Source organism: Bacillus sp. FJAT-27231 (genome assembly GCF_001183975.1).
Taxonomy (GTDB): domain Bacteria; phylum Bacillota; class Bacilli; order Bacillales; family Domibacillaceae; genus Pseudobacillus; species Pseudobacillus wudalianchiensis.
Map to the genome: position 1 here is coordinate 831558 of NZ_LFZU01000001.1, position 23544 is coordinate 855101.

Sequence of the window (23544 nt, forward strand, 5' to 3'; positions counted from 1 at the left end):
AATGAGAAAGGGAAATGAAACGTTAGATGTTAGAATAAAAGACCTGTTTGACTGGGATGAACTTGGGGGATCTTTCAACAATCAAGGATAAGGAAAGTTTACTTGAATTATTTGAAGAAACGTATCCTAATGGTAAGCCAAAAGCGATTGAAAACAAAGCTAACCAAGTGTGGAAATTTAGATCTGAAATTTTATGTTTCCGAATATACATTTGTCAGCAATATTTTATTAAATAAAATGAAAGGCCATATGGGCTTATTTTTTCGGAAATTTACCCATAATAAAAACAAATAATTTGGTAATCTGTTAAGGACAGAATACGCATCCTAAAGGAAAAAAGATTCTTAAATGATCGTTTTGGAATCCTTAATAAGCCACGAAACGTCTTCATACCAGCGTTTCGTGGCTTTCATTTTCAGAACTGTTTGTGCAAATTGCTAATCAACTGACGTTTCATTGGCATCATTTTGTAAAAAGTCCCTAAAATTATCACCCCAGTCACAAATGGAAGTGACAACGGATTCTAGACGAAGACCCATTTCACTTAATTGATACTCCACTTTAGGAGGAACAACAGGGTGTACAAATCTAGTAATGATTTGATCTTCTTCTAATTCCCTTAATTGTCTAATTAACATGCGTTGATTGGCATGGGGGAGTTTTTGTTGTATTTCGCTTAATCTTAGTGGAGACTGCTGGAATAAACACCATATAATAGCTATTTTCCAACGTCCGCCTATAACGGATAAGGCCAAATCTTTGCTATTAAAATAAGCTTTTTCTTTATAATGAATCACCATATATATATATTCACTCTTTTCTATATAATATTGTGTCTATAGTGACAAAAATGTCAGTATTGTATGCTGAATTATAATATGTAATTATGAGAATGTAAATATCAGAAAATAAAGAAAGAAGGGGTTCATTTGAAAAGTAAAGCTGCCGTTGCATTCAAACCAGGAGAACCACTTGAAATTGTAGAAATCGATGTAGAAGAACCAAAAGCAAAAGAGGTATTAGTAAAAATTCTTTATACCTCAGTCTGTCATACAGATGCCTTTACCTTATCAGGTGATGATCCCGAAGGCGTATTTCCTGCTGTATTAGGTCATGAAGGTGCTGGTGTTGTCGTCGCTGTAGGGGATGAAGTGACTTCCGTAAAACCAGGGGACCATGTTATTCCACTATATACAGCTGAATGTGGAGAATGTAAATTCTGTCGTTCCGGTAAAACAAACTTATGCAGTGCCGTACGAGAAACGCAAGGCAAAGGTTTAATGCCTGATGGAACCACACGTTTCTCTTATAATGGGGAGCCTATTTATCATTACATGGGAACAAGTACATTTAGTGAATATACAGTCGTTCCTGAAATCTCCTTAGCAAAAATTGATTCAGAAGCGCCGCTAGATAAAGTTTGTCTATTTGGATGTGGGGTTACTACAGGTATTGGCGCTGTACATAACACAGCAAAAGTGGAAGAAGGAGCTGTGACAGCCGTATTTGGTCTTGGAGCGATTGGGTTAGCTGTTATTCAAGGATTGGTTCAAGCAAAAGCAAGCCGAATTATTGCGATAGACTTAAATGAGGATAAATTTGAATTGGCTAAAAAGATGGGGGCAACTGATTTTATAAATCCTTCTAAATTTGATAGACCAATTCAAGAGGTCATCATTGAAATGACGGATGGAGGAGTAGATTACAGCTTCGAGTGTATCGGAAATGTTGAAGTAATGAAATCTGCTCTTGAATGTTGCCACAAAGGCTGGGGTGAAAGCACGATTATCGGTGTAGCAGGCGCGGGCAAAGAGATTCATACTCGTCCATTCCAATTAGTAACAGGCCGGGTATGGCGCGGATCAGCCTTTGGAGGAGTTAAGGGGAGAACCCAATTGCCAGGAATGGTTGAAGATTATATGAATGGTGAAATTGATTTAGATTCATTTATCACACACCACTTAAATTTTAAAGATATCAATGAGGCGTTTGATTTGCTTCATAAGGGTGAGTCGATCCGTACAATTTTAACATATGGAGAGTGAGAAAATGAGTCTTAAGCTTATTGAAAAACATCGCTCTTTTGGCGGAGAACAATGTAAGTACAGCCATTATTCAGAAGCCTTACAATGTGATATGACATTTAGTATCTACTTGCCGTCCAATAAAGAAATGAAAAAGATCCCTCTTATTTGGTGGTTATCCGGTTTAACTTGTACAGATGATAATTTTAGTCAAAAGAGCGGATTTCAAAGATTGGCTGAAAAATATCAAGTGGCCGTCATGATTCCAGATACTTCACCACGTGGAGATGATGTTGCTGATGATGAAGCGTGGGACCTTGGACAAGGGGCAGGTTTTTATTTAAACGCGACACAAGATCCATGGGCCAAGCATTATAACATGTATACGTATATAGTAGATGAATTAACAGCTATTGCGCCAACTTTGGTACCTAATTTTTCAGGGGAAGAAAGCATTATGGGCCACTCAATGGGAGGGCATGGGGCTTTAGTAATTGGCATGAAAAATGCTGCAAGATTCAAAGCGATTTCTGCTTTTGCTCCTATTTTAAGTCCTAGTCACGTCCCATGGGGAATAAAAGCTTTTTCAGCTTATTTAGGCGAAGACAAAGCTTCTTGGAAAGAATGGGATGCCTCAGAACTGATCAAAGAAACTGGCATGCCACCTATTCTCATTACGCAAGGGGCTCAAGATGCGTTTTATCCAGAACAATTAGAAGAAACTATCTTCTTAGAAAACGCTCGGGAAAATAATCAAGAAGTAAGTTACAAAAAAGAGGAAGGTTATGATCATAGCTATTTCTTTATTGCTACTTTCTTAGATGACCATTTCTCTTTCCATATGAAGTACTTAAGATGATACTCTTTTTACGATAAAATATGGAATGGAAAATATCCACATTGTGACTAAATGTGGATATTTTCTATTACTGTATTTTGTCGTGTTTTAAGTTTACTATTTAAAGATAAGTTAATTAGGAGGCACAGATAATATGGATATAAAAAAAATGTTAGTCAATGACCGTGTTAAACCATACTTATTAAAAGCCCGTTATGGGATTGAAAAAGAAGGCCAACGAGTTGACTTATCAGGAAATTTAGCTAAGACAGATCATCCTAAAAGTATTTCGATAAGAGATGAACATCCTTATATTCAGCGGGATTTTTCAGAAACACAGATGGAATTAATTACACCTGTTACTGAAACGCTAGAGGAACTGTTTAATTACTTAGCAGCTATTCATGATGTTGCTTATCGTTCTATGGGTGATAATGAAATGCTCTGGCCATTGAGCATGCCACCGCAGTTACCAGAAAAGGAAGAAGATATTGTGATTGCGAAATTCAAAAGTTTTGAAAATGTTCTATACCGTGAATCGTTATCCAATTCTTATGGCCGCCGTAAACAGATGATCAGTGGTGTTCATTTCAACTTTGAGTTTAGTGATGAGTTAATCCAATCGTTATTTAACTTACAATCGGAGATAAAAGATTATCAGCATTTTAAAACAGAGATTTATTTAAAAGTCACAAGAAACTATTTACGTTATCGCTGGTTAGTCACTTATTTTTATGGAGCTTCTCCTAGTAGTGAAAAGAATTTTTTTGAAGAAGGTTCTTTGAATGAGCCAGTAAGAAGTATTAGAAGCAGTAAATATGGGTATACTAACTCTGATGATGTTCGAGTGTCATATAGTAGTATACGAAACTATATATCAGATCTCTCTTTAATGGTTAAAAGAGGGCTTCTAGTAGAAGAAAAAGAATTTTATTCAGCTATCCGTTTAAGAGGCGGACATCAAGTTTCCGATTTAGAAGAACACGGTGTTAGTTATGTTGAATTGCGTAATATCGATTTAAATCCTTTTGAAACGTATGGTATTAGCTATGAACAAGCAGAGTTTCTCCATCTTTTCTTAATTTATTTACTATGGAAAGATGAAGATAATCATTGTGATGAGTGGGTAGAAATGGGCGATTTTTACAATGATGCAGTGGCTCTTGAGCATCCATTAGAGCCTACACAATTTGCAGTAGAGGCTCACCATATGGTGGATGAGATGGAACAGTTAGTAAAAACTTTAGATTTAACTATCTCGGATTCGTTATTTGTTAATCTGAGGGAAATGCTGAGGGACCCAAGCAAGACTTTGGCTGGAAGGCTTTGCAAAGAAAGTGAAGAGAGCAGTCAAGCTCACGTGGCTACGTGCATTGCTAAAGAAAACTATAAGAAATCATGGGAAAAGCCATATCAATTATCAGGCTTCACCGACATGGAGCTGTCCACTCAGATTTTAATGTTTGACGCTATCCAGCAAGGAATTAAAGTAGAAGTTTTGGATCGGCAAGATCAATTTTTGAAGCTTCAATTAAAAGACCATATTGAATATGTGAAAAATGGCAATATGACAAGTAAAGATACTTATGTATCCACTTTAATTATGGAAAACAAAACAGTAACAAAGAAAATTCTTCAGCAGCATGGATTCCGTGTGCCGGTGGGTGAGGAATTTCAGACAATAGAACAAGCTTTGCGTTCCTATGATCTGTTTTCTGCCAAGCCATTTGTTGTCAAGCCGAAAACAACAAACTATGGATTAGGAATATCGATCTTCAAAGAAGGGGCAAGTTACGAAGATTATCAAAAAGCACTCGCACTCGCATTTAAAGAAGATTCTTCCGTATTAATAGAAGAGTTTCTTAGCGGAACAGAATATCGATTTTTTGTGTTAAATGATAAAGTCTATGCTGTTTTATTGCGAATTCCTGCGAATGTGAAAGGTGACGGGAAACATACCATCGAAGAGTTAGTCATTCAAAAGAACCGTGATTCGTTAAGAGGAAGAGACCATAGGACACCTTTAGAAAGCATACAATTAGGTGAATTAGAGAACCTTATGCTTAAAGGTCAAGGGTATCGAATGGATTCGGTTCCAAAAGCTAATGAAATCATCTATCTGCGTGAAAACTCTAACATTAGCACGGGTGGAGACTCGATTGATGTGACAGATGAAATTCCTGATGACTATAAAAAAATAGCGGTGGATGCGGTAGCGGCACTTGGAGCTAAAATTAGCGGCATCGATTTGATTATCGCAAATAAAGAAGCTCCTGCAGCTAATAAAGATGCTTATGGAATCATTGAAGCGAACTTTAATCCATCCATGTATATGCATATTTTCCCATACAAAGGAAAATCTCGACGTTTGACTATGCATATAATACATTATTTATTCCCGGAACTATTACAAAATTAGAATTGAAGTTAGTCAAATCAGGGTTACGACTAACAGGGCGTAGGTTTGCACCAGCAGAGACAGGAATAACATAATAGTGTTTAAAATAATGTATAGCATTTTTTCTGATACTTCTAAACTGCTCTGCAACAATCGATTTTTTTAGAAAGAACTTTTATCTTTCCGTTTCAGTCTCTTGGTATTTTGACTGAAATTAATTTTTGTGTTTTACACTAGTATTCGGTAAGGTTCGACATTCAAGCGTGTAAGCATAATTTATTTGATTATTTACACATCGTTGTATAATAATGACATTAGAGAAGGGAGATTGAATGATGGTTACCACTTATGAAGAAAATGTAGCTAGTTTTGATAAAATTAATTCTGCAAAAGCACAGGAATTAGTAAAAGGGGAAGGCGAAGCCGTTATCTATATTGGCAAGGCTGTATGTCCTTATTGTCAAACATTCGTTAAAAAACTTAAAAAAGTTGCTGAGGAAACTGATGCTCACATCTATTATGTCAATAGTGTGGAAGAATCTGATATAGAAGGGATTATGGCCTTCCGTAAGGAATACGACATTCCAACGGTTCCAGGTTTTATCTTTACTAATGGTGACACAGTAAACGTAAAATGCGATTCATCTATGCCAGAAGAAGAAATCAAAGCTTTTATGAACAAATAATTTAATTTCAAAGTAACAGGCGTCTGGCACTTGTCACTTGCCGAGGGCCGTTAATAATTTTATGCAAATAAAGAATGCTTTTTCTTATTAAATTCTCTCTAGTTTCTTGTTTTCGCGCTAGTTCTAAGCGCGCCTGATCGAATCCCCAGTAGCAGCGATTGACGAAACGCTGGTTGTATTGGTCAAACTGGGAGACGAGAAACCGTTCCAGTGATTCTTCGTTCGCCGCCAGGCTTCTGAATGTTCACCGCGATACAGTTTCCGCCTACATCAAAAAATTTAACCGAGGCGGTATGGAAGCGCTGCTTCACCGCTAATCCTCTCCGGACAAGACCCTCTCTGTTGTCACCAGATCAGGAAGTCGAAGTGAAACGGGTGATTGAGCACAGCACACCGGCTGAAGAAGGCTATGGCTATGAATCAAGCTGGGATACCTGCATGTTGAAACATGCCCTGGAAGAGAACTGTTCGATTTCGATGACTCAGGCGGGAATTGGCAAAATGCTGAAACGCTCGGGCTTCAGCTGCACTCGCCCAGCGTATATAGTAAAGCGCGCAGACCGTAAGAAACAGGAAGCCCTCCAAAAAGAGCTGGTTATGATTTTGGACAATGGCTGAATTCATCACACTAAGCTGTTGAAGCCTTTTTGGAAAAAGAAGGGCCACCGGGCTTACGCTGCTTTTCCTGCCGCCGTACTCTCCCCAGCTCAATGCAGTGGAGCATATGGAGGGTTGGCTGAAAGGCAGCGTGGTCGTCAATCTTTTCACGCCACATAAGAAGAGATCTGTGCACCCATCCGTTCATTTATGAAGCATCTAGGCAAGTGTCTAGATGCTCCAGCTAATCGGATCGTTAGCTATGTTGAAAGCTTACATTATACTTATATAGTTAATTTCTCTGATTTTTGAATATGATAGAATGGTCATCTACTGGTTTTGATCGCTCTTTACTTTCCGAGTTGAATTTATTTGATTTGACTTTACAAGATTGAAATGGCAAAGGTCACTAGCCTAAACTCAGTCAGAATCATACCTAACAGCCCTTGACCTCAAGGACTGTTTTTTTATTTTAGCCTTCTATCTTATAACTAAAAAAAGAGGCAGCAACTCATCAATCAACATACATCCTTTCATCCGCCTTCACCCAATCCAGTTTTCCAATATTCGCATACTTTGCCCACTGTATCGGCATGTCCTGATCTGAAATCACGACATCAATGGATGATAAGCGATCCATATGAAAAAAGGCGCTCTGATTAAATTTAGAGGAATCGGCGACAACGACTACTTGCTTTGCCTTCTTAATCATAATCGAAGAGGCCGCTGCTTTGTCCACATCGAAATCACAGATTCCGTTCCGGCTTATTCCACCGCAGGAAATGAACGCTTTATCAAAATAGAATTGTTCTAGCAGCTGATTGGTGATGGAACCGCTAATGGAACGCTGCCGCGGGTTCGATGTTCCTCCAATGACAATAACTTTTCCGCTAAACAGATTCGCTTCTAGTCGATTATTTAACGTCACGGCTGCCGCTAAAGAGTTGGTGACAATGGTAACATGTCGGACGTTCTTAATGGAATTGGCGATCTGTAAGGTAGTAGACCCGACGTCAAGCGCAATCGTTTCACCGTCCTTGATAAAAGAGGCCGCCGCTTCTCCGATTAGTTGTTTTTGATGATGGGCGAGACTAACCTTGTGATTGAAATCAGGCTCGTTGCTTACTCCTATATATTTAACAGCACCGCCGTGAATTCTGCGCAATTTCTTTTCTTTTTCAAGTGCGCTTAAATCTTTTCGAATCGTTTCAGGTGTTACATTTAATTTTAAAGCTAGGTCGATGACGTTAACTCTCGTTTTCATATCCAATTCTCGTAAAATGACTTTATATCTTTCTGACATTACCGACTTATTCATATTCCTCTCCCGCATTTCTACCATTTTCTTGTTGTTCCTTCATTATAAAAATGGATTATAAAGAAAGGGTTTCAATAACGTTAATTTTTCAAAAATATTTAGTAAAACAAAAGAGATATTCACTGATTCGTCTGTCTTTTTGACTATGAAAACGATGATTCCTCCTTCTTAGGGAGGCTGCGGTTCTGAATTTAGGGAAACTTTGTTTTCTTCGATCTTTTTGTTTTCTTTACTTATCTTTTGACTCGAATTCATATTCTGCTAATATTGGCAGTTTATGATCAAAAGCGGGAAGATGGAGAACACATCTTTATTGGATGGCTAGGAAAAATGGGTGGAGGTATTCTAAATGAGTAATCAAGATATGAGTAAAGGGTTAGACAGAAGACGTTTTATCAAAATTGGAGGAATGAGTACACTTGCTTTAACGCTTGCGTCTAGTGGACTGCCTGGAGATTTATTTGGCAGCACGACAGTCCTTGCTAACGATCATCAAACGGCTAAATTAAAATTTAATTCTGACGGAAAATTTAAAATCGTGCAGTTTAATGACCCGCAGGACGATGAACGGATTGACCGCAGGACCCTTCAGTTAATGGAGAAAGTCTTAGACGCTGAAAAACCTGACTTTGTAGTGATCAATGGAGATATGTTGGCAAGCGGGCCTGATACGCCTTTGGAAGTAAAACAAGCAATTAACAATCTTGCTCAGCCGATGGAACAGAGAAAGATTCATTGGGCGGTGACATTTGGAAATCATGATGAAGATTCCACTCCAAAAAACGGGCTTGATGAGGCCGCGATGCTTAAGATTTATATGTCATACCCTCACAATATGAACGAGCCTAGTGAAAAAGGGTTAACAGGAACAGGAAATTCCCATTTATTGATTAATAATTCTAAGGGAACGACACCTGCTTTTAACTTATGGTTACTAGATAGCGGAAGATATGCTCCAGATGAAATTGCCGGACAAAATTTCGAGGGCTATCCGGATTGGGATTGGCTGCGCTTTGATCAAGTGAATTGGTATTATGAAACGTCTAAGAAATTAGAAAAACGATTTAATCGCAAAGTGCCGTCCTTGATGTTCATGCATATTCCTTTATGGGAGCATCGGTATATGTGGTTTGCCAGTAAAGAGGAGATGTCTGAAGCGAAGCATGCGCTTGCGGTGAAAAAGCATAGCATCACCGGGGAAAGAAATGAAGATGAATGTCCAGGACCAATCAATAGCGGCATGTTTTCCGCCATTTTGCACCGTGGTGATGTGAAGGGCGTCTTTTGTGGACACGACCATATCAACACATATGCGGGAAATTATTATGGGGTAATGCTTGGCTATGGAGGCAATTGCGGGTTCGGTGCTTACGGACTTTCGGGAGCAGAAAGAAATAGACTGCGTGGCGCTAGAGTGTTCACTTTAGACGAAAAGAAAGAAGATGTGCTTGTCGATACATACATGGTTTTTGCAAAAGATTACGGCATTGATTTAACAGCAAATGATCAAAGTGTTGATCCATTGCCATTAAAGGATAAGCCAAAAGCTGTCACAAGCAAATGAATAGGGAGCAGTACAAGGGGAAGTGATGATTCACTTCCTCTTTTTCGTTGCTCAATGGTCATTAAAAGTTTTAAGAAAATTATACGAATTTTTCATTTTTTTGGTAGTATTGTACTACAAGGAACTATTAGGGGTGAAAAAATGAAACGAGAATGGGTAAAGCATGAAGATCCAAACAATAAATACGGCGCTACCTTTACATTAGGGAATAAAGACATAGAGGTGCCAAAGGGGGCCATTATATCTGTTACGAGGGGCGAAAACTTTAATATTCCGCGGTTAATGATCAATGGGATATTGAATCAGTTTATTATGAAGGCTCTAGTTAAAAATGAAAATCTCCTCTACGCGGAACTAACAGGACAGATGCAAGGCGGCGTAGGTCAAACGATGACTGTATGGAAAGATCCTAAGTTAATGAACCGCTTTCGAACAAAGGGCTTCCATAATTTTTCGAGACGGTTTTTTAGCTGGGTTTTTTATAGTGGAAATGTAAAGTCATACTTTCATACGTGGAAAGCGGTGGGTAAAATCCCTTCTTCGGCTGAAGCTAAAGAGTATGTAGTAGAAAACGGCAGGTTCTATGATGGCGGCAAATTGGTCAGAAGGGCCAAGCAGCAAAAAGCTTAATCTTTGACCTTACTTATTCATCAATAAAAATACAAGACAGACGTTTATTAGAGCCTTTTTTCGGCAGATGATTGAAAGAATGATAAGAATTGAACAGGAGGCCAACCATAAGATGTTGGCCTCCTCATATAGCAAGAAAATTAACTTATTTCTGATGTGAATGCACTTTCTCCCCCTGAACCCAAACTTCCTGGATATTTTCCGGACGGACCAAATACATTATTTTTTGAAAGACGTCATGCAAGTCTTCATTTGCCTCAAAGATCGGCAGTTTGGCAGCTGCCGTTTTCGTATCAATGATTTGTACGTCCCATGCGAAATTTTCCTGCAGGCGGCCAATTGGCAAGCTTAAGCTTTCGCCGCCGCCAGCTGTTGCCAAATAGAAGGCTTCATTGATAGTGATGCGTGATTGCGGGACACCGCGATCTTCGGCAGGAAGAGCGGGATTGACCCCATCTTCTAACATTCTAGATGAGATCACAGCTTGTCTGGCATTATCGAAGAGACTAGGTGAAAAACCACCGGAAATATCGGACCCTAACCCAATTTCAACGTCTTTAGAATGAAAGTGAGCGATAGGTATCACGCTATTGGCAAAGTAAGCATTGGATATTGGACAGTGAGCAACCGCCGTTCCGGTTTCAGCAAATAGCTCGGCATCGTTGTCATCTAAAAAGTTGCAGTGGGCCATGACCGATTTATCATGCAATAAGCCAAAGTCATGCAATGCAAAAGCATCGTGTTTGCCGAATCGTTCTTTTACATAATTGTGTGCCCAGTCGCTTTCACTGCAGTGTGATTGCACATGGGTATCATACTTGGCCGCCAATTCCCCTAAGCCCTTTAACGTGTCATCGGTACAGCTTGGAATAAAGCGCGGTGTTACGACTGGGTAGACCCCTTGTTTCGTTGATTTCGCTAATTCTTTCACTGCTACAATAAATTCCTCTGTATCGGCCAGCGCCGTTTGCGTATCGGCGTCACGGTAATAGGAAGGAGTTTGTTCCGGGTTATCCATTACAACCTTTCCAACTAATCCGCGCTGTCCTTTCTTGGCACATATTTCAGCCAGCAGCAAACTTGCCTCTTTGTGCACAGTCGCAAAGTAAAGTGCTGTCGTCGTTCCGTGAGCAAGCAAGGTGCTGACTACATCGTTGTAAACCGTTCTGGCAAAGTCAAGATCTGAAAATTTAGCTTCAATGGGGAAGGTATACGTGTTTAACCAATCATAGAGCGGAATGTCTAAGGCTGTTCCCGATTGAGCCCATTGCGGCGCATGAACGTGTAAGTCAACAAAGCCGGGTAAGAGATACTGGCCTTCCGCTAAACGATGAAAGTTCTCCTCTCCTTCGTAAGCTGCTAACAACAGCGAATAGTCCGCGCTTGTTGGTGCTGCGACTTTTTCGATGATCCCTTCATCGTTAATACAGAAAAGATGGTCTTTTAAAATTTGAACTTCTTTAGGAGACTTACTGGAAAAAGCAGTGCCTTGGAAAACTTCCATATATTTTTTCATGATTTTCACCTTAATGTTCGTTTTTTTAGAAATATACTAGTGATTATAAGGGATAAAAAAGCAGGAGTCTAGATAAAAAGCGAAGGAGGTGTTTATTCCTATAGGGATATTATTAAATAACAGTTTATATTTACAATGGAAAGAACAAGCTCGGACAAGGAACGATAGATAAAAAAGGAAACTACAACGTAAAAATTAAGGCACAAAAGAAGGGATCAACGTTGACAATTTACGTTCAAGATCAAGCTGGCAATAAGAGTAAAAGTAAGTTGAGACCTATATAACAGTAAAAAGAGCGTCTATACCAAATAAAAGGTATAGATGCTCTTTTTATATAAAAAATAATAATGCTGTTGAAACAATGAAACTAAAACATGGTTATTAAAATAAAGATGTTCCGAATTTATACATATAATTACATACAAACACAAGTATATTTCTTAGTGAGCTAACGGAGCAGGTTAGTCGAAGAACGCTGTTAAGAAGATATAGTGTATTCATTTATCCTGAATAGGAGTTATTTGATTTGTTGGTGTTTGAAATGAGTGTATACAAAAATGAAAAAACGCCAAATAAATGGCGTTTAATCTTCATTCATTATTGTTTGTTTTGATTGTTTTTTGTGTTGCCTGTTAAATTGTTTGCGGCATTTTTAGTTGCATCAACAGCATTCATTGCAACATTTTCAGTTGTTTCTAAAGCATTATGCATTGTTTCAAATGCAGAGCCTGCTGTGTTCTTAATGCTCTCTGCGACACTTTTGTCATTTTGCTGGCTTTGATTATTTCTTTGATTAGTCATTAAGTTTCACCTCCTAAGCAGGAATAGGATATGTATTATAGGATTAATTATTCAAACTATCTATATGAATAAATTTTCTTCAATTTGAAATCATGTCACACACCCCCTGTTTGCCTGTTCTGCTTAATTTATAAACAACCGCCATAGAGCCTATTTGCTTATGCTGCAGCTAGTATAAATAACCATAAAACTAAACTGGCAGTCTATTAGTATATGTACATTTAACCATTTTTCACCAAAACATTATTTATACATTTACACCATATATTAACAGATATATAATCAAAGTGTTTCGAGTATCAAAATAATAGGTTAATAGGGGGTTAACATGGGGAAGAAGCGGAATTCAAGGTTTATTTCAGGTTTGGCCGCCAGTACGATTGCAGTGTCAGCTATCTTTACAAGTAGTTTTGTAAGCGTTAACATTCATCCTGTGACTGCGAAGGCAGCGGCAATGGAGTCTCCCGCTATTGATTTAACGATCATTAACGAAGAGAGAATCGCCAAGAGCTTGCAAGACCGGGGGCTGTTATCGAAACATGCCTCTTCAGCAGAAATTCAAGAAGCAGTAAAGAACTATATTAAGAAAAAGAAAGGTGAAAAACAGCCTGGGGTTCATCCAAAATATACCGATGAGCAACAGGGAGAGTTTGATAAAAAAACGAAGGACTTTTTAACAAAGCAAAAAGATAAATTGGCGAAGCAGTTGAATAAAGGTCATGAAAATTTTAAAAAAGGGAAACCAAACGGTGCGGTAAAAGTTGATTTTGCTAAACAGGCAAACTATAGCGGGAATGTTCGTCAGGATAAAGTATTGGTTCTGTTAACGGAGTTCAGTGATTTCAAACATAATAATGTCATTCAGGAAGAGGACTATATGTATGCGAACGATTTCAACAAGGAGCATTATGAGAAATTAATGTTTGGCGATCAGGAATTTACTTTATTTAATGGAGATAAGGTAAAGACGTTTAAACAATTTTACGAAGAACAGTCTGGTGGCAGCTATACGGTAGATGGCACGGTGTCTGATTGGTTAACGCTCCCTGGTACAGCAAAGGAATATGGAGACGACAATCCAAACGGCGGTCACGATAATATGAATCCAAAGGGGCCTCGGGACCTCGTGAAAGAGGCCTTAAATGCAGCAGTGGCTTCAGGGATTGACTTATCCGAATACGATCAATTTGATCAATATGATCTCGATGGGGACGGCAACCAAAATGAACCGGATGGACTTGTTGATCATTTAATGATTATTCACGCCGGAACTGGCCAGGAAGCTGGCGGCGGCAAGCTTGGGGATGATGCGATTTGGTCCCATCGCTGGACGTTGGATGGCGTTTATCGTGTTCAGGGCTCACAAGCAAAAGTGGATTATTGGGGCGGCAACATGGCAGCGTTTGACTACACAATCCAGCCTGAAGATGGAGCGGTTGGCGTATTCGCACATGAATTTGGCCATGATTTAGGATTGCCAGATGAATATGATACACAATATACAGGTCATGGCGAACCAATTGCTTCGTGGTCGATTATGAGCGGCGGCAGCTGGAATGGCAAGATTGCTGGCACAGAGCCAACGAGTTTCTCTCCTCAAAACAAAGAGTTTTTCCAAAAAGTAATGGGTGGAAACTGGACCAATATGGTTGAAGTGGATTACAAGGATTTAGACAAGAACGGGATGGCCTTTGTGTTGGATCAAAGCGTAACAAAGTCGAAAAATCCAGGTACGGTAAAAGTGAATGTACCGCAAAAAACGGTTAAGGGCATTGCTCCGCAATTCGGTGAAAAATATTACTATAGCACGAAAGGGGACGACCTCTATACAACTTTACTATCACCAGAATTTGATTTAACAGCTGCCAAAACGGCGATGTTTGATTATAAAGCTTATTATGACATTGAATATGATTATGACTTTTTATATGTGAAGGCCGTTACGAGTGACGGGCAAGAAGTAACCATTGATACAATCGGTGATGAAGATACCGACGGCGATACGCGTGCGGAGTCTTCCAAAGGGCAATGGGTGGACAAGTCTTATGATCTAAGCGCCTTCACCGGCAAAAAAGTAAAGCTTGTGTTTGAGTACGTGACTGATGGCGGGCTGTCTCTTGACGGATTTGCTCTTGATAATGCCAAGCTGACGGTGGATGGAAAGGTGATTTTTGAAGATGATGCTGAAGGTGCGCCTAAATTCACAACGGATGGCTTTGAAGTGTCGAACGGAACATTTAAAAAGGACAACTATTATTATTTAGAGTGGAGAAACTACGCCGGATCTGATAAAGCGCTGATGCATTCCCGGGGAGTAACTTATAATACAGGGCTAGTTGTGTGGTATGGCGATGAAAGCCATATGGATAACTGGACGGGCATTCATCCAGGGGAAGGCTTCTTAGGAATAGTAGATTCTCATCCTGAAGCCATCGTGGGTACGTTAAATGGAAAACCTAGCATTAATCAAAGTACGCGCTACCAAGTGGCAGATGCTGCCTTCAGCTTAGATACAGCGCCGAGCTGGTCCATTGATTCTCCAACACGCGGACTATATGAATACGAAGGATTAAGCGGGGTTACCGCATTTGACGATTCTAAAACGTATATGAATTTGTTGATTCCTGATGCGGGCCGCAGTGTACCAAACCATGGCTTGAAATTCGAGGTCATTGGTGAAGCGAACGACAACTCGGCTGGCGCTATCTGGATTCACAAATAAACTATAGCGGGCTGCAAAGATAGCAGCCCGTTTTTTATCGATGAACTGTTATCTTTCCTCCAGCCCATCAATGGAGACAACCCGGCTTTCGTCATGGGTTCCTCTCGCTTGGATAGTGGCCAAGCATGAATTTTTGTCAATGCCCTCAATCCAGATAGGGACACCTTTGTAATGAACAGGGATGTCCTTTTCTGATTGCAGGATTTCAAGCACACGTTCCATCTTCATTTCTTCACCTCATATCGGTTAATCCAGGTTTTTCTTTGCCATGTTAATTAGTTCCCGGACCATAGAGCCTCCTAGGCGGCCGCCAATCTTGCCAGCTTCCTCTGATGTTAAATTGCCATTGTATCCTTTTTTCAGTGGAATGCCGATTTCCTTTGCGGCTTCAAATTTGGCTGCAGACGGATCGTTAGTGTGGGCCACTTCCGCCTTCAGCTTGTCCAGTTCTTGGCGTGCTTCCGGGACTAAAATTTTATTTCTTCTCGTCATATTTTCTTCTCCTTTGCGTGTGTTTCACGATTAATATGCCCAAGAAACTCATTTTGTATGGGCTAGTGTGGGGCTTCAGGGTCATACTAATGAAAAACGAAAAGGAGGTGCGAGCATGGGAGCCATTGAACGCAACAGCTATCGGTTTGTGCCGGAATACAGTGTAATTAAACAGAACGGAGCTATCCACGTTTATCGGGAAGGTGAATTTATAGAGGAGATCAAGTTTGAGTTTTCGGGAGAATTTGCTGAGCATGATCAGGTTGAGGAATTGGTGAATCATTATTGTAAACAACATCATATTTAGAAATAGCAGGATGCCCCTATCCTGCTATTTTTTACTCACAGATTTTACGTTTCTTCATTTCCTCTCTAATTTATGGCTTTTTAATTTTTTAAAGAAGAGTCTCTAGAAAAAATTATATTGACCGTAAGATTTTGGTAGTAGGATAATAATACTTATCTACAGCAGAATGGAAGGAAGGTGGATAATTGATTAAAAGAAGCTGGAGTTGGCTGGATACCTTTCTATTTTGTGTACGAACGTTATGGGTTATTTTTAACTGCAACGCGTTTTTAGAGTTATTTACGGATGATTCAAAACAACTATTTATTTTTATTTGGTTTATTGGGGTTTATATCATACCTTATATTTTTTACAGGCCCGGATACATAAATTCTTACTACTATTTATTAGCAGAAACACTATTAACCGGCGGCTTGTATTTATTTATGATGAGCCAATTTCATTTACCTGCTATCAATGGATTCATGTGCTTTCCGTTGATTACCATAGCATATATGTGCCAGGCCAGGCCATTGCTGTGGATTGGCCCGCTTATCACAGCGAGTATTTTTACTGTCGGAATCCTATTTACTGGTAAAGGTTTTGCAGAGGGCTCTTTAACGTTTGTTTTAACTTTAGCGATTTTTTATGGACTGGGTTTTTCTTTAGGAAGGGTCACCTTTATCAATCATACGAGGAAGGAATTAATGGAAGCCATTCAGGAGAAAAGTGCCTCCTTGGAGCAATATTCAAAACGAATTGAAGAACTGACAATTATTGCAGAAAGAAACCGCGTCTCAGAGAATCTGCACAACACGGTTAACCGTATTTTTACTTCGATGGTAACAGATCTGGAATCTCTCCCTTTCTTGCTTGATGCTCATAAAGATTCAGAGGCAGAGGAGAAGATGAAAGAAATTTCTACTTTAACTCGGCAAGGATTACATGATGTGAGGAAAACCATCCATCAGCTATCGCCAAAAGAAGAAATTAAAACTTTATCTGCTGCCTTCGAAGAAATAATAGAGGAATTTAAAAAGCATACCGATACGGATGTTCATCTTGAGATAAAAGGCATAGAGAGAGAAGTGGGGGAGCGAATCAAGCTGACACTTATCCGGTGTTTGCAAGAATCCTTAACTCATGCAAAAAGGAATAGCCATGCAGTTCGGGTGAATATTGACCTCTCTTTTACTCCAACGCATTTGACTATGCAGATAAAAGATAATGGGATAGGACGAAGCATGATAGCACCAGACTTCGGCCCTCATACGATGAAAGAGAGAGTCGATCTATTACGAGGTACGTTACACATTGAATCAAATGAGGGAGAGGGGACTAGTGTCGTTTGTCTAATCCCTATTGGAAGGGAGGAAGAGATTAGCCTATGATCAGCGCGGTTATTGTAGAAGATCAGGAGCTTATTCGAAAGAGCTTACGAATTGTATTAGAAAGCATTTCAGATATCAAAGTGACAGGTCTCGCGGAAAATGGGGCGAAAGCGATTCGGCTTTGTGAAGAAAATCCCCCGGATATTGTCTTAATGGATATTCAAATGCCGGTCATGGACGGTGTACAGGCAACAAAGGAAATGAAAGAGCGCTGGCCAGAAGTGAAAGTAATTATCCTGACTACTTTTGAAGATATCACTCACGTTAGAAATGCTTTAAATGCCGGAGCAGAAGGATATATTCTAAAAGCGGTGGATCCGGAATTTCTAGTGAAAGGCATTGAATTAGTGTTTCACGGTGGTTCATTAGTGCCACAGCATCTTGCAAAAGAAATGTTCCAGAATATTGGCACTCCAACAGCCGAGTCTAACGAACAGCAAGCTAACCCATATGATTTAAATAACCAAGAATTAAAAGTGTTGAAGTACTTGTCCCAAGGGCTGTCAAACAAAGCGATCTCTGAGTTAATGTTTTTATCCTTAGGAACGGTTAAGAATTATATTTCTACTATCTATTCAAAGCTAAACGTTAAAAATCGCCCCTCTGCCATTATGAAAGCTATGGAGGAAAGTTTAATACGTGAAAAGTAACAGACAAAAAGCCGGCTCCACCTCACACATAGGATCATGGACCGGCCTTTTCAGCTTGTTAAAAGCTATATGTTTTTTTCTTTCGTAAATGAATGGCTGTAAACAAACAAATGAGGAAGATCAATAATAAATTGACGATACTGCCTTCCAACCCAAAGCTGCCGCCATTTAGCAGCTCTTTGCCAGGAACAAGCTGCATGGAAAGCAATGCGTGTTTAGCGGCAAACCCCGATACGGAAAAACCGCTTAATTCCTGACACAAATTCCACGTCCAATGAAAGCCGATCGGCAGCCAAAGTGAACTGGTCTTTTCACGGAGCATTCCAAGAATCAGGCCTCCGAAGAAGAGATTAAGCGGTGGCAGAAAAGAGTTAAACATTCCTGGATTGCCGCTGTGAAGGATAAAAAATATGGTGGAAGAGCATAAAATTCCGATCCAGGGGCCATATGCCTGTTTAAATAACCCTTGAATCGCTCCGCGAAAAAGTGTCTCTTCTCCCATTGAGACTGATAAAGAAGCGGCTAGCAGTAACATAAAACCAGTTAGAGTAAAATCCGATGTTAAGCCCCTAAACTCTACTCCGCCTAATAAGAGGACCAGACTAACTGAACTAACCATAAAGGCCATACCCAACAGAGAGCCTGCTCCCAGTTGCATAAGTTTATGAGAGTGATGAAAACCTAATTCCCAGCCATCTTTTTTGAAGAATCTTATATATAGCCCTATAGGGATAAGCGCCATACAGGCGTCAAATAAAAATTTTACCATTATTTGTACTTCTTTGATCGCTTTAAAAGGGAGAAAAAGCATAGAGAGAAGTTCTCCAGCCGCAATAGCTGCCAAAAGTACGAATAAGGCTTTTGAGAAAACAAGTAATCCTTTTTTCATTGGTCATTCTCCTAGTCTCTTTTTTGATAAAGCCTATTTATCGAATAGGCTAATTTTGAAATCGTCCGAAAGAGTGTTTTGAATAATTCGTACATCCTCTTGTGTGGCTGTTCCTTTTTTGGCTTTTTGTTTAATGATCAAAAGAACTTGCTCTCTTTTTTGAAGTTCTTCGATCGTTAACTTTTGAATTTTACGAAGGAAAAAAGGAGCCTTCGTTTTCTCGAAGTCTGTAATGGCTTCTTGGAAGTGATTTAATTCGGCAAAAATGATCTTCTGATCATTTTCAGTTAGGGATTCCTTTTCTTCAAGCTGTTCCATTTGGTCTATTAACTGCTCTAAAGCTGCATCCAACTGATCGGCAGCTGGAGAAAGATTTGTTTCGGCTGAGCAACCTGACAGCAGCACACTCAAAGCAATACTAATGATCACAAAACTTTTTTTCATCCACATTTCTCTCAACTCCTCTATCGTGTTGCTATCAATATATCGAGAAGAAGTCATATAGATAAGTGACTTTCAGCTAAAAATCCTTGTGACAGGCAGTGGCGGTATACATTAGATATAGATCACCGGATTTTTCTAAGAGGATAATAAATGAGGATGTGATGAAGGAAGAGGGGGGATATGATGATCGTCCTAAAGAAAAGAACATGGCATTGGTTGGATACATTCTTATTTATCATTCGAGCTGTTTGGATGGCTTTTATCGGATATAACGTCATGTTGCTCTATTCAGATATGCTCCACAAAGCTGTGCTGATGCTAGCGTTTGTATGTATGTTTACAGTGCCTTATTTCTTTTACCGGCCTGGTTACATGAAGTTTGAAAAATATATTGCTTTAGAGTTTTTATTATCGGGAAGTATGTTTTTCTTTATGGTGCTGGAATTTAAAGAAGTAGGACTAGACGTTTTTGAGATTATGATTTTCCCGCTAGTAACGATCGCATTTGTTAGTCAGTCAGCTCCTTTTATCTGGCTTTCTCCTTTCATCGCTTTCGCCATTTTGCTAACAGGAACGGTAATGGGGCAATTCTATCAGAATCTAGATGTGATCATTGAATTGGCGGATACGTTTATATTTTATGTATTTGGCTTCGTGTTAGGGAGAATCGCCATCACTAGTTTACATAGAAAAGAATTGATTGAATCAATGGAAGAAAAAAATATGATAATAAAGCAATACGCAAAGAAAATAGAAGAACTAACGATCATAGAGGAGCGCCACCGTGTATCTCAAGATTTGCACGATACAGTTGGGCACATTTTCACCTCAGTAATTACTAGCCTTGATGCCTTGCCTTTTCTCATTAAAGCCAATCGACAGGAAGCAAAAATGTACATTGAGGACATCACTGCTCTCGCAAGGTCGGGACTTGAGGACGTGAGAAATTCTATTTATGAGTTATCACTCGCGGAAGAAAATGCACCTTTGAACACACGATGCCGCCAACTCATTGAAGAATTTATAAAACATACAGGGACAAAAGTGAATTTTGGGATAGAGGGGATAGAAAGAGACGCAGGAGAGTTAGCGAAATCAACGTTTATCCGCTGTCTTCAAGAATCGTTAACGAACGCAAAGAGACACGGCCAGGCAACGGACGTCACGGTTCGGCTGGAGCATGCGAACGAACAGACGATCTTGGAGGTAAAGGACAATGGAATAGGATTCGATGAGCTTGCTCCCGGATTTGGGCTGCGTTCTATGAAAGACAGAATGATCACGGTCGGGGGAACCTTACAGATAGAATCGAAAAAAGGGCAAGGCACTAGAATTACATGTGTCATTCCGCTGCAGAAGGAAAAAGCGGCAGCGAACCTTTTTACTAAATGAACGGGTACTGTAATACGGTGCCCGTTTTTCATTTGTCTAAATTCGTTAAATGAAAGCAGCCGTAACCGGGATTTAAAGAGAGAAACATGACTTTTCTAACGCTAATTTTAGCCTTTATTCACTTATTTATATGACTTTTGTTTTGAATAATGGAGTTATGAAAAGCATGGGAGGAATCAAAATGAAAAAGCTATTAAAAAGCATGGGAATAGGTATTTTGACTATTGGATTGTTATCTGTTCCGGCGGCTTATGCATTTGGAAGCACGTCTCATTCCAAATTAACAGGGAGCAACGAGGAAAGGGTCCATCAATATATGAATGATTTTGCGAAAGAGGAAGGGTTTAATGGCTCTGTTCTAGTTCTTTATAAGGGAAAAGTGTTAATAGATAAATCATATGGATTGGCAGATCGAGAAAATAAAACGCCATTTTCAAACGATACGTTATTTCCGATCGGCTCTATTACAAAGCCCATCACTGCAACGGCCATTATGCAGCTTGAGGAACAGGAAAAGCTCTCTGCAACGGACACATTATCTAGTTATTTTCCTGATTTCCCTAATGGTGAAAACATTACAATTCACCAGTTACTGAATCATAGTTCGGGATTGGCTGATATTTATGAAAGTAAGGAAATAAGAAAAAATTACACAAAAGCGCATTCGGATGAACAGGTTATAGCTAGTTTTAAAGATGAGGAGCTGCTGTCTAAGCCGGGAGAAAAATATGCCTACATCAGCTCAGACTACTATTTGCTCGGGAAAATCATTGAAAAAGTATCTGGAGAAACGTATCAATCCTACGTACAAAAGAATATCTTTAATAAGGCTAACATGAAAAACACGTTTGTCATGAATGAAGAAAATCAAACTACATTAAAAGTGAAAGGATATGAAGGTGGAAAGTATGTGGAGAATCTTCATCCCTCGCTAGGCTTTGCAAACGGGAATATTGCATCAACAAAAGAAGACATCGCCAAATTTGTTCAGGCACTCGACCGCAATCAATTGCTTGGAGAAAAACAAAAACATAAAATGACTTCACAGACGATTAAGGTTAGTTTGATGGGAGTCTATTATGGCTGTGGCTGGTACAGCACAAATAACTTTTATTCTTTCAATGAAAGACAAATTGCACACGGCGGCTCAATGCCAGGCTTGCGGAGCGGGTTAATCCATTATCCAGATAAAGAGTTAACGATCCTTTTCTTTAGCAATGACGGGGAAGCATGGAATTATGCTAAGCCCAGCAATGAAATAGCCTCCATTATTTTTAATAAGAGGTTTTGGTTTATTCATTCCTTAAATTAAAACGTAGAAAGCAGAAAATCGTTCTACTGATTTTCTGCCTTTTTATTAAGTCGTTTATCAAGAATAGACAAGGATTTTTTGGTTAAACCATTTTTCCACATATATCCTATTATGTTTGTCCATTACAATGGCTGGCGCAAGACATATACTACCATATAGCGCACTAGAATATGGGGGTGAGAAAATGTCAATACAACGTTACCATGGACTTTGTCAACGTTATAGAGGCAAAGCTGTTGAGATTAGAACGCGCGACGGAAGAGTGCATAGAGGGATTATTCAATATGCGAATAATCAAAAAGTATTTATCCGGCCTATTCGTGGTACGCGCAACTTAGGGGGCTATGGTTATGGAGGTTATGGTTATGGTTATGGTTATGGAGGCTATGGATTTGGAGCGGGGTTCGGCTACGGAATCGCATTAGGCGCCATTACTGGTCTTGTTTTACTTCCCTTTTTCCTCTGGTAATCCGATTTTAGTTGTAAAAAGATATAAATGTATTTACTGTTGCACCCACCGAGTAGGGAGACTTTTTCTCCATTAAGAGAGTAAATAAAGGATATTTCTCTGGATGTATATGGTGTATGAGAAGAAAGCAGAAAGGTGTCGGGGAAGATGGGCTTTACAGACCTCTTTCTGCTTATTTTGTTTGCTCGTTTCTGCTATAAGGAGGGAGGAATATTAGCGATCACTTCAGAGGGCTGATCGATCAATTCATCCGTTGTCAGTCCATTGCCATCAAGACAGTTTCCAACGAGATAATATCCGGTGCAATACCCGCCCATTTTCGGATAGACATGTAAGCCATACAGCAGAGCATTATGCTTATGGTGGGACTTAGGCATGTTGATATTAGGAAAGATAATGCGGCGCCATATTCTTTCTAATTCCTTATTTGAATAATAGGCGGTCCAAGAGGATACCATCTTTTCCCCAAATCTTTCCCGAACTGCATGTTCCGCTAACCCCTCCATAATAATGGTGTCTAACAAGGTAAAATCTTTTTCATCCTTTTTATATTTTTCTAACCGGCAAATATGATGGTATTCATGGGTTAGCAAGGCTTTGATTTCTTCTTCAGTGTTATGTTCTGAAATAAATAAAAATAATTTATCTTTGAAAGACAATCCTGATTTTCCATTAGATTCAACTTGTATTCTCTTCTCATGGCCGTTTGACGGCAAAATAAAGATAGGGACTTCAGGTCCTTTCCATTTCGCTCGAAGCTGCTTTTCTTCCTGTTCAACGATCTTCCATGCGTTGTTTCGCTGCAAGTTTTTTACGAACGCTGAATCGTTTTGAACCGGCTGGCGATACATCCCGTGAAGCGAAAAATAATCAAAAATTTCAAATGCTGAAATCCCATCAAAGTAATCCTTTATTTTTTCACATATTTCCAGAGGTCTATTATAGGAATTTAGCAGCCACTCGTCGGTTCGAATAACGCTCACATCTACACTCCTTCAATCGTGAATTCATCTAATAGAGTATGCTTTTTTTTTGCTAAAGGTTCCTATCCGGCAATCTGCAATTTTTGAAACCTCGGGGTACACACCCTTTCAGAAACGGACTAGATGAATACGATGGAATAAG

General features: G+C 39.4%; 25 protein-coding genes and 1 pseudogene. 17 read left to right on the forward strand and 9 right to left on the reverse strand.

Features of this window, described 5'->3' with window-relative positions:
- Window positions 1–437: 437 nt before the first annotated feature.
- The gene (locus AC623_RS03985; RefSeq protein ID WP_049660776.1) at window positions 438–800 is read right to left on the reverse strand and encodes a winged helix-turn-helix transcriptional regulator; all 363 of its coding nucleotides are present in this window, start codon (window positions 798–800) and stop codon (window positions 438–440) included.
- Window positions 801–929: 129 nt separating this feature from the next.
- Here AC623_RS03985 and AC623_RS03990 point away from each other — a divergent pair, with 129 nt between their 5' ends.
- The 7 genes and pseudogenes from AC623_RS03990 to AC623_RS22220 form a co-directional block, all read left to right on the forward strand.
- Window positions 930–2045, forward strand: a complete 1116-nt coding sequence (locus AC623_RS03990; protein WP_049660780.1) for an S-(hydroxymethyl)glutathione dehydrogenase/class III alcohol dehydrogenase — start codon at window positions 930–932, stop codon at window positions 2043–2045.
- Window positions 2046–2049: 4 nt separating this feature from the next.
- Window positions 2050–2883 (forward strand): S-formylglutathione hydrolase, encoded by an 834-nt coding sequence (gene fghA / locus AC623_RS03995; RefSeq protein WP_049660782.1) that lies wholly within the window; start codon window positions 2050–2052, stop codon window positions 2881–2883.
- A 133-nt stretch (window positions 2884–3016) separates the two neighbouring features.
- Entirely contained in the window at window positions 3017–5281 is a 2265-nt protein-coding gene (gene gshAB / locus AC623_RS04000; protein ID WP_049660785.1) for a bifunctional glutamate--cysteine ligase GshA/glutathione synthetase GshB, read from the forward strand.
- Between the two features lie 311 nt (window positions 5282–5592).
- The gene (locus AC623_RS04005; protein ID WP_231603357.1) at window positions 5593–5946 is read left to right on the forward strand and encodes a thiol reductase thioredoxin; all 354 of its coding nucleotides are present in this window, start codon (window positions 5593–5595) and stop codon (window positions 5944–5946) included.
- A gap of 173 nt (window positions 5947–6119) precedes the next feature.
- Window positions 6120–6263 (forward strand): helix-turn-helix domain-containing protein, encoded by a 144-nt coding sequence (locus AC623_RS22215; RefSeq protein ID WP_442853555.1) that lies wholly within the window; start codon window positions 6120–6122, stop codon window positions 6261–6263.
- A gap of 25 nt (window positions 6264–6288) precedes the next feature.
- Window positions 6289–6564, forward strand: a complete 276-nt coding sequence (locus tag AC623_RS20740; protein ID WP_197090939.1) for a winged helix-turn-helix domain-containing protein — start codon at window positions 6289–6291, stop codon at window positions 6562–6564.
- A gap of 52 nt (window positions 6565–6616) precedes the next feature.
- Window positions 6617–6757: pseudogene (locus tag AC623_RS22220) on the forward strand (hypothetical protein); the annotation flags it as partial.
- A gap of 300 nt (window positions 6758–7057) precedes the next feature.
- On the opposite strand, the gene AC623_RS04015 reads toward AC623_RS22220, so the two are convergent.
- Entirely contained in the window at window positions 7058–7861 is an 804-nt protein-coding gene (locus AC623_RS04015) for a DeoR/GlpR family DNA-binding transcription regulator (RefSeq protein ID WP_053104066.1), read from the reverse strand.
- Between the two features lie 349 nt (window positions 7862–8210).
- On the opposite strand from AC623_RS04015, the gene AC623_RS04020 reads away from it, so the two are divergent.
- Both AC623_RS04020 and AC623_RS04025 read left to right on the forward strand, forming a co-directional pair.
- Window positions 8211–9425 (forward strand): metallophosphoesterase family protein, encoded by a 1215-nt coding sequence (locus AC623_RS04020; RefSeq protein WP_049660789.1) that lies wholly within the window; start codon window positions 8211–8213, stop codon window positions 9423–9425.
- A gap of 141 nt (window positions 9426–9566) precedes the next feature.
- A complete protein-coding gene (locus AC623_RS04025; RefSeq protein WP_049666221.1) occupies window positions 9567–10055 on the forward strand; it encodes a hypothetical protein in 489 nt (162 codons plus the stop codon).
- A 145-nt stretch (window positions 10056–10200) separates the two neighbouring features.
- On the opposite strand, the gene guaD is transcribed toward AC623_RS04025, so the two are convergent.
- Entirely contained in the window at window positions 10201–11571 is a 1371-nt protein-coding gene (gene guaD, locus AC623_RS04030; RefSeq protein ID WP_049660790.1) for a guanine deaminase, read from the reverse strand.
- A gap of 128 nt (window positions 11572–11699) precedes the next feature.
- On the opposite strand from guaD, the gene AC623_RS21705 reads away from it, so the two are divergent.
- Entirely contained in the window at window positions 11700–11855 is a 156-nt protein-coding gene (locus AC623_RS21705; protein ID WP_269429934.1) for an Ig-like domain-containing protein, read from the forward strand.
- Between the two features lie 313 nt (window positions 11856–12168).
- On the opposite strand, the gene AC623_RS04035 is transcribed toward AC623_RS21705, so the two are convergent.
- Entirely contained in the window at window positions 12169–12372 is a 204-nt protein-coding gene (locus AC623_RS04035; protein WP_049660791.1) for a hypothetical protein, read from the reverse strand.
- 328 nt (window positions 12373–12700) lie between these two features.
- On the opposite strand from AC623_RS04035, the gene AC623_RS04040 reads away from it, so the two are divergent.
- A complete protein-coding gene (locus tag AC623_RS04040) occupies window positions 12701–15094 on the forward strand; it encodes an immune inhibitor A domain-containing protein (protein ID WP_049660793.1) in 2394 nt (797 codons plus the stop codon).
- A gap of 48 nt (window positions 15095–15142) precedes the next feature.
- Here the strand turns inward: AC623_RS04040 and AC623_RS04045 are convergent, their stop codons facing one another.
- Together AC623_RS04045 and AC623_RS04050 are read right to left on the reverse strand one after the other, a co-directional pair.
- Window positions 15143–15322 carry an H-type small acid-soluble spore protein gene (locus tag AC623_RS04045; RefSeq protein WP_049660795.1) on the reverse strand — a complete coding sequence of 60 codons (180 nt, stop codon included), beginning with the start codon at window positions 15320–15322 and terminating at the stop codon, window positions 15143–15145.
- An 18-nt stretch (window positions 15323–15340) separates the two neighbouring features.
- Window positions 15341–15586 carry an alpha/beta-type small acid-soluble spore protein gene (locus AC623_RS04050; RefSeq protein WP_049660796.1) on the reverse strand — a complete coding sequence of 82 codons (246 nt, stop codon included), beginning with the start codon at window positions 15584–15586 and terminating at the stop codon, window positions 15341–15343.
- Window positions 15587–15701: 115 nt separating this feature from the next.
- Here AC623_RS04050 and AC623_RS04055 point away from each other — a divergent pair, with 115 nt between their 5' ends.
- The 3 genes from AC623_RS04055 (at window position 15702) to AC623_RS04065 (ending at window position 17913) form a co-directional block, all read left to right on the forward strand.
- Complete coding sequence (locus AC623_RS04055; protein ID WP_049660798.1) at window positions 15702–15893, forward strand: YbxH family protein; 192 nt, start codon at window positions 15702–15704, stop codon at window positions 15891–15893.
- Window positions 15894–16078: 185 nt separating this feature from the next.
- Window positions 16079–17263, forward strand: a complete 1185-nt coding sequence (locus AC623_RS04060; RefSeq protein WP_049660799.1) for a sensor histidine kinase — start codon at window positions 16079–16081, stop codon at window positions 17261–17263.
- On the forward strand, window positions 17260–17913 hold the full coding sequence (locus tag AC623_RS04065; RefSeq protein ID WP_049660801.1) for a response regulator transcription factor: 654 nt from the start codon (window positions 17260–17262) through the stop codon (window positions 17911–17913). Before AC623_RS04060 ends, AC623_RS04065 begins: the two co-directional genes overlap by 4 nt.
- Window positions 17914–17971: 58 nt before the next feature.
- On the opposite strand, the gene AC623_RS04070 is transcribed toward AC623_RS04065, so the two are convergent.
- Complete coding sequence (locus AC623_RS04070; RefSeq protein WP_049660803.1) at window positions 17972–18802, reverse strand: CPBP family intramembrane glutamic endopeptidase; 831 nt, start codon at window positions 18800–18802, stop codon at window positions 17972–17974.
- Window positions 18803–18835: 33 nt separating this feature from the next.
- Entirely contained in the window at window positions 18836–19252 is a 417-nt protein-coding gene (locus AC623_RS04075) for a hypothetical protein (protein ID WP_049660805.1), read from the reverse strand.
- A gap of 174 nt (window positions 19253–19426) precedes the next feature.
- Here AC623_RS04075 and AC623_RS04080 point away from each other — a divergent pair, with 174 nt between their 5' ends.
- The 3 genes from AC623_RS04080 to AC623_RS04090 all read left to right on the forward strand — a co-directional run bounded on the left by AC623_RS04080 (window position 19427) and on the right by AC623_RS04090 (window position 22419).
- Window positions 19427–20638 carry a sensor histidine kinase gene (locus tag AC623_RS04080; protein WP_082174319.1) on the forward strand — a complete coding sequence of 404 codons (1212 nt, stop codon included), beginning with the start codon at window positions 19427–19429 and terminating at the stop codon, window positions 20636–20638.
- A gap of 181 nt (window positions 20639–20819) precedes the next feature.
- Window positions 20820–21950, forward strand: coding sequence for a serine hydrolase domain-containing protein (locus AC623_RS04085; RefSeq protein WP_049660810.1), 1131 nt, complete (start codon window positions 20820–20822; stop codon window positions 21948–21950).
- A gap of 184 nt (window positions 21951–22134) precedes the next feature.
- Window positions 22135–22419 carry a hypothetical protein gene (locus AC623_RS04090; RefSeq protein ID WP_049660811.1) on the forward strand — a complete coding sequence of 95 codons (285 nt, stop codon included), beginning with the start codon at window positions 22135–22137 and terminating at the stop codon, window positions 22417–22419.
- 194 nt (window positions 22420–22613) lie between these two features.
- Here AC623_RS04090 and AC623_RS04095 read toward each other — a convergent pair whose 3' ends face one another.
- Window positions 22614–23402 carry a DUF2268 domain-containing protein gene (locus AC623_RS04095; protein WP_049660813.1) on the reverse strand — a complete coding sequence of 263 codons (789 nt, stop codon included), beginning with the start codon at window positions 23400–23402 and terminating at the stop codon, window positions 22614–22616.
- Window positions 23403–23544: the final 142 nt, after the last annotated feature.

What these genes read in the sequence shown, in the direction of transcription:
- AC623_RS03985 (WP_049660776.1), bottom strand. Translation starts at nt 800, where the DNA reads ATGGTGATTCATTATAAAGAAAAAGCTTATTTTAATAGCAAAGATTTG.
- fghA (WP_049660782.1), top strand. Translation starts at nt 2,050, where the DNA reads ATGAGTCTTAAGCTTATTGAAAAACATCGCTCTTTTGGCGGAGAACAA.
- gshAB (WP_049660785.1), top strand. Translation starts at nt 3,017, where the DNA reads ATGGATATAAAAAAAATGTTAGTCAATGACCGTGTTAAACCATACTTA.
- AC623_RS04005 (WP_231603357.1), top strand. Translation starts at nt 5,593, where the DNA reads ATGATGGTTACCACTTATGAAGAAAATGTAGCTAGTTTTGATAAAATT.
- AC623_RS04015 (WP_053104066.1), bottom strand. Translation starts at nt 7,861, where the DNA reads ATGAATAAGTCGGTAATGTCAGAAAGATATAAAGTCATTTTACGAGAA.
- AC623_RS04020 (WP_049660789.1), top strand. Translation starts at nt 8,211, where the DNA reads ATGAGTAATCAAGATATGAGTAAAGGGTTAGACAGAAGACGTTTTATC.
- AC623_RS04025 (WP_049666221.1), top strand. Translation starts at nt 9,567, where the DNA reads ATGAAACGAGAATGGGTAAAGCATGAAGATCCAAACAATAAATACGGC.
- guaD (WP_049660790.1), bottom strand. Translation starts at nt 11,571, where the DNA reads ATGAAAAAATATATGGAAGTTTTCCAAGGCACTGCTTTTTCCAGTAAG.
- AC623_RS04035 (WP_049660791.1), bottom strand. Translation starts at nt 12,372, where the DNA reads ATGACTAATCAAAGAAATAATCAAAGCCAGCAAAATGACAAAAGTGTC.
- AC623_RS04040 (WP_049660793.1), top strand. Translation starts at nt 12,701, where the DNA reads ATGGGGAAGAAGCGGAATTCAAGGTTTATTTCAGGTTTGGCCGCCAGT.
- AC623_RS04045 (WP_049660795.1), bottom strand. Translation starts at nt 15,322, where the DNA reads ATGAAGATGGAACGTGTGCTTGAAATCCTGCAATCAGAAAAGGACATC.
- AC623_RS04050 (WP_049660796.1), bottom strand. Translation starts at nt 15,586, where the DNA reads ATGACGAGAAGAAATAAAATTTTAGTCCCGGAAGCACGCCAAGAACTG.
- AC623_RS04055 (WP_049660798.1), top strand. Translation starts at nt 15,702, where the DNA reads ATGGGAGCCATTGAACGCAACAGCTATCGGTTTGTGCCGGAATACAGT.
- AC623_RS04065 (WP_049660801.1), top strand. Translation starts at nt 17,260, where the DNA reads ATGATCAGCGCGGTTATTGTAGAAGATCAGGAGCTTATTCGAAAGAGC.
- AC623_RS04070 (WP_049660803.1), bottom strand. Translation starts at nt 18,802, where the DNA reads ATGAAAAAAGGATTACTTGTTTTCTCAAAAGCCTTATTCGTACTTTTG.
- AC623_RS04075 (WP_049660805.1), bottom strand. Translation starts at nt 19,252, where the DNA reads ATGTGGATGAAAAAAAGTTTTGTGATCATTAGTATTGCTTTGAGTGTG.
- AC623_RS04080 (WP_082174319.1), top strand. Translation starts at nt 19,427, where the DNA reads ATGATGATCGTCCTAAAGAAAAGAACATGGCATTGGTTGGATACATTC.
- AC623_RS04085 (WP_049660810.1), top strand. Translation starts at nt 20,820, where the DNA reads ATGAAAAAGCTATTAAAAAGCATGGGAATAGGTATTTTGACTATTGGA.
- AC623_RS04090 (WP_049660811.1), top strand. Translation starts at nt 22,135, where the DNA reads ATGTCAATACAACGTTACCATGGACTTTGTCAACGTTATAGAGGCAAA.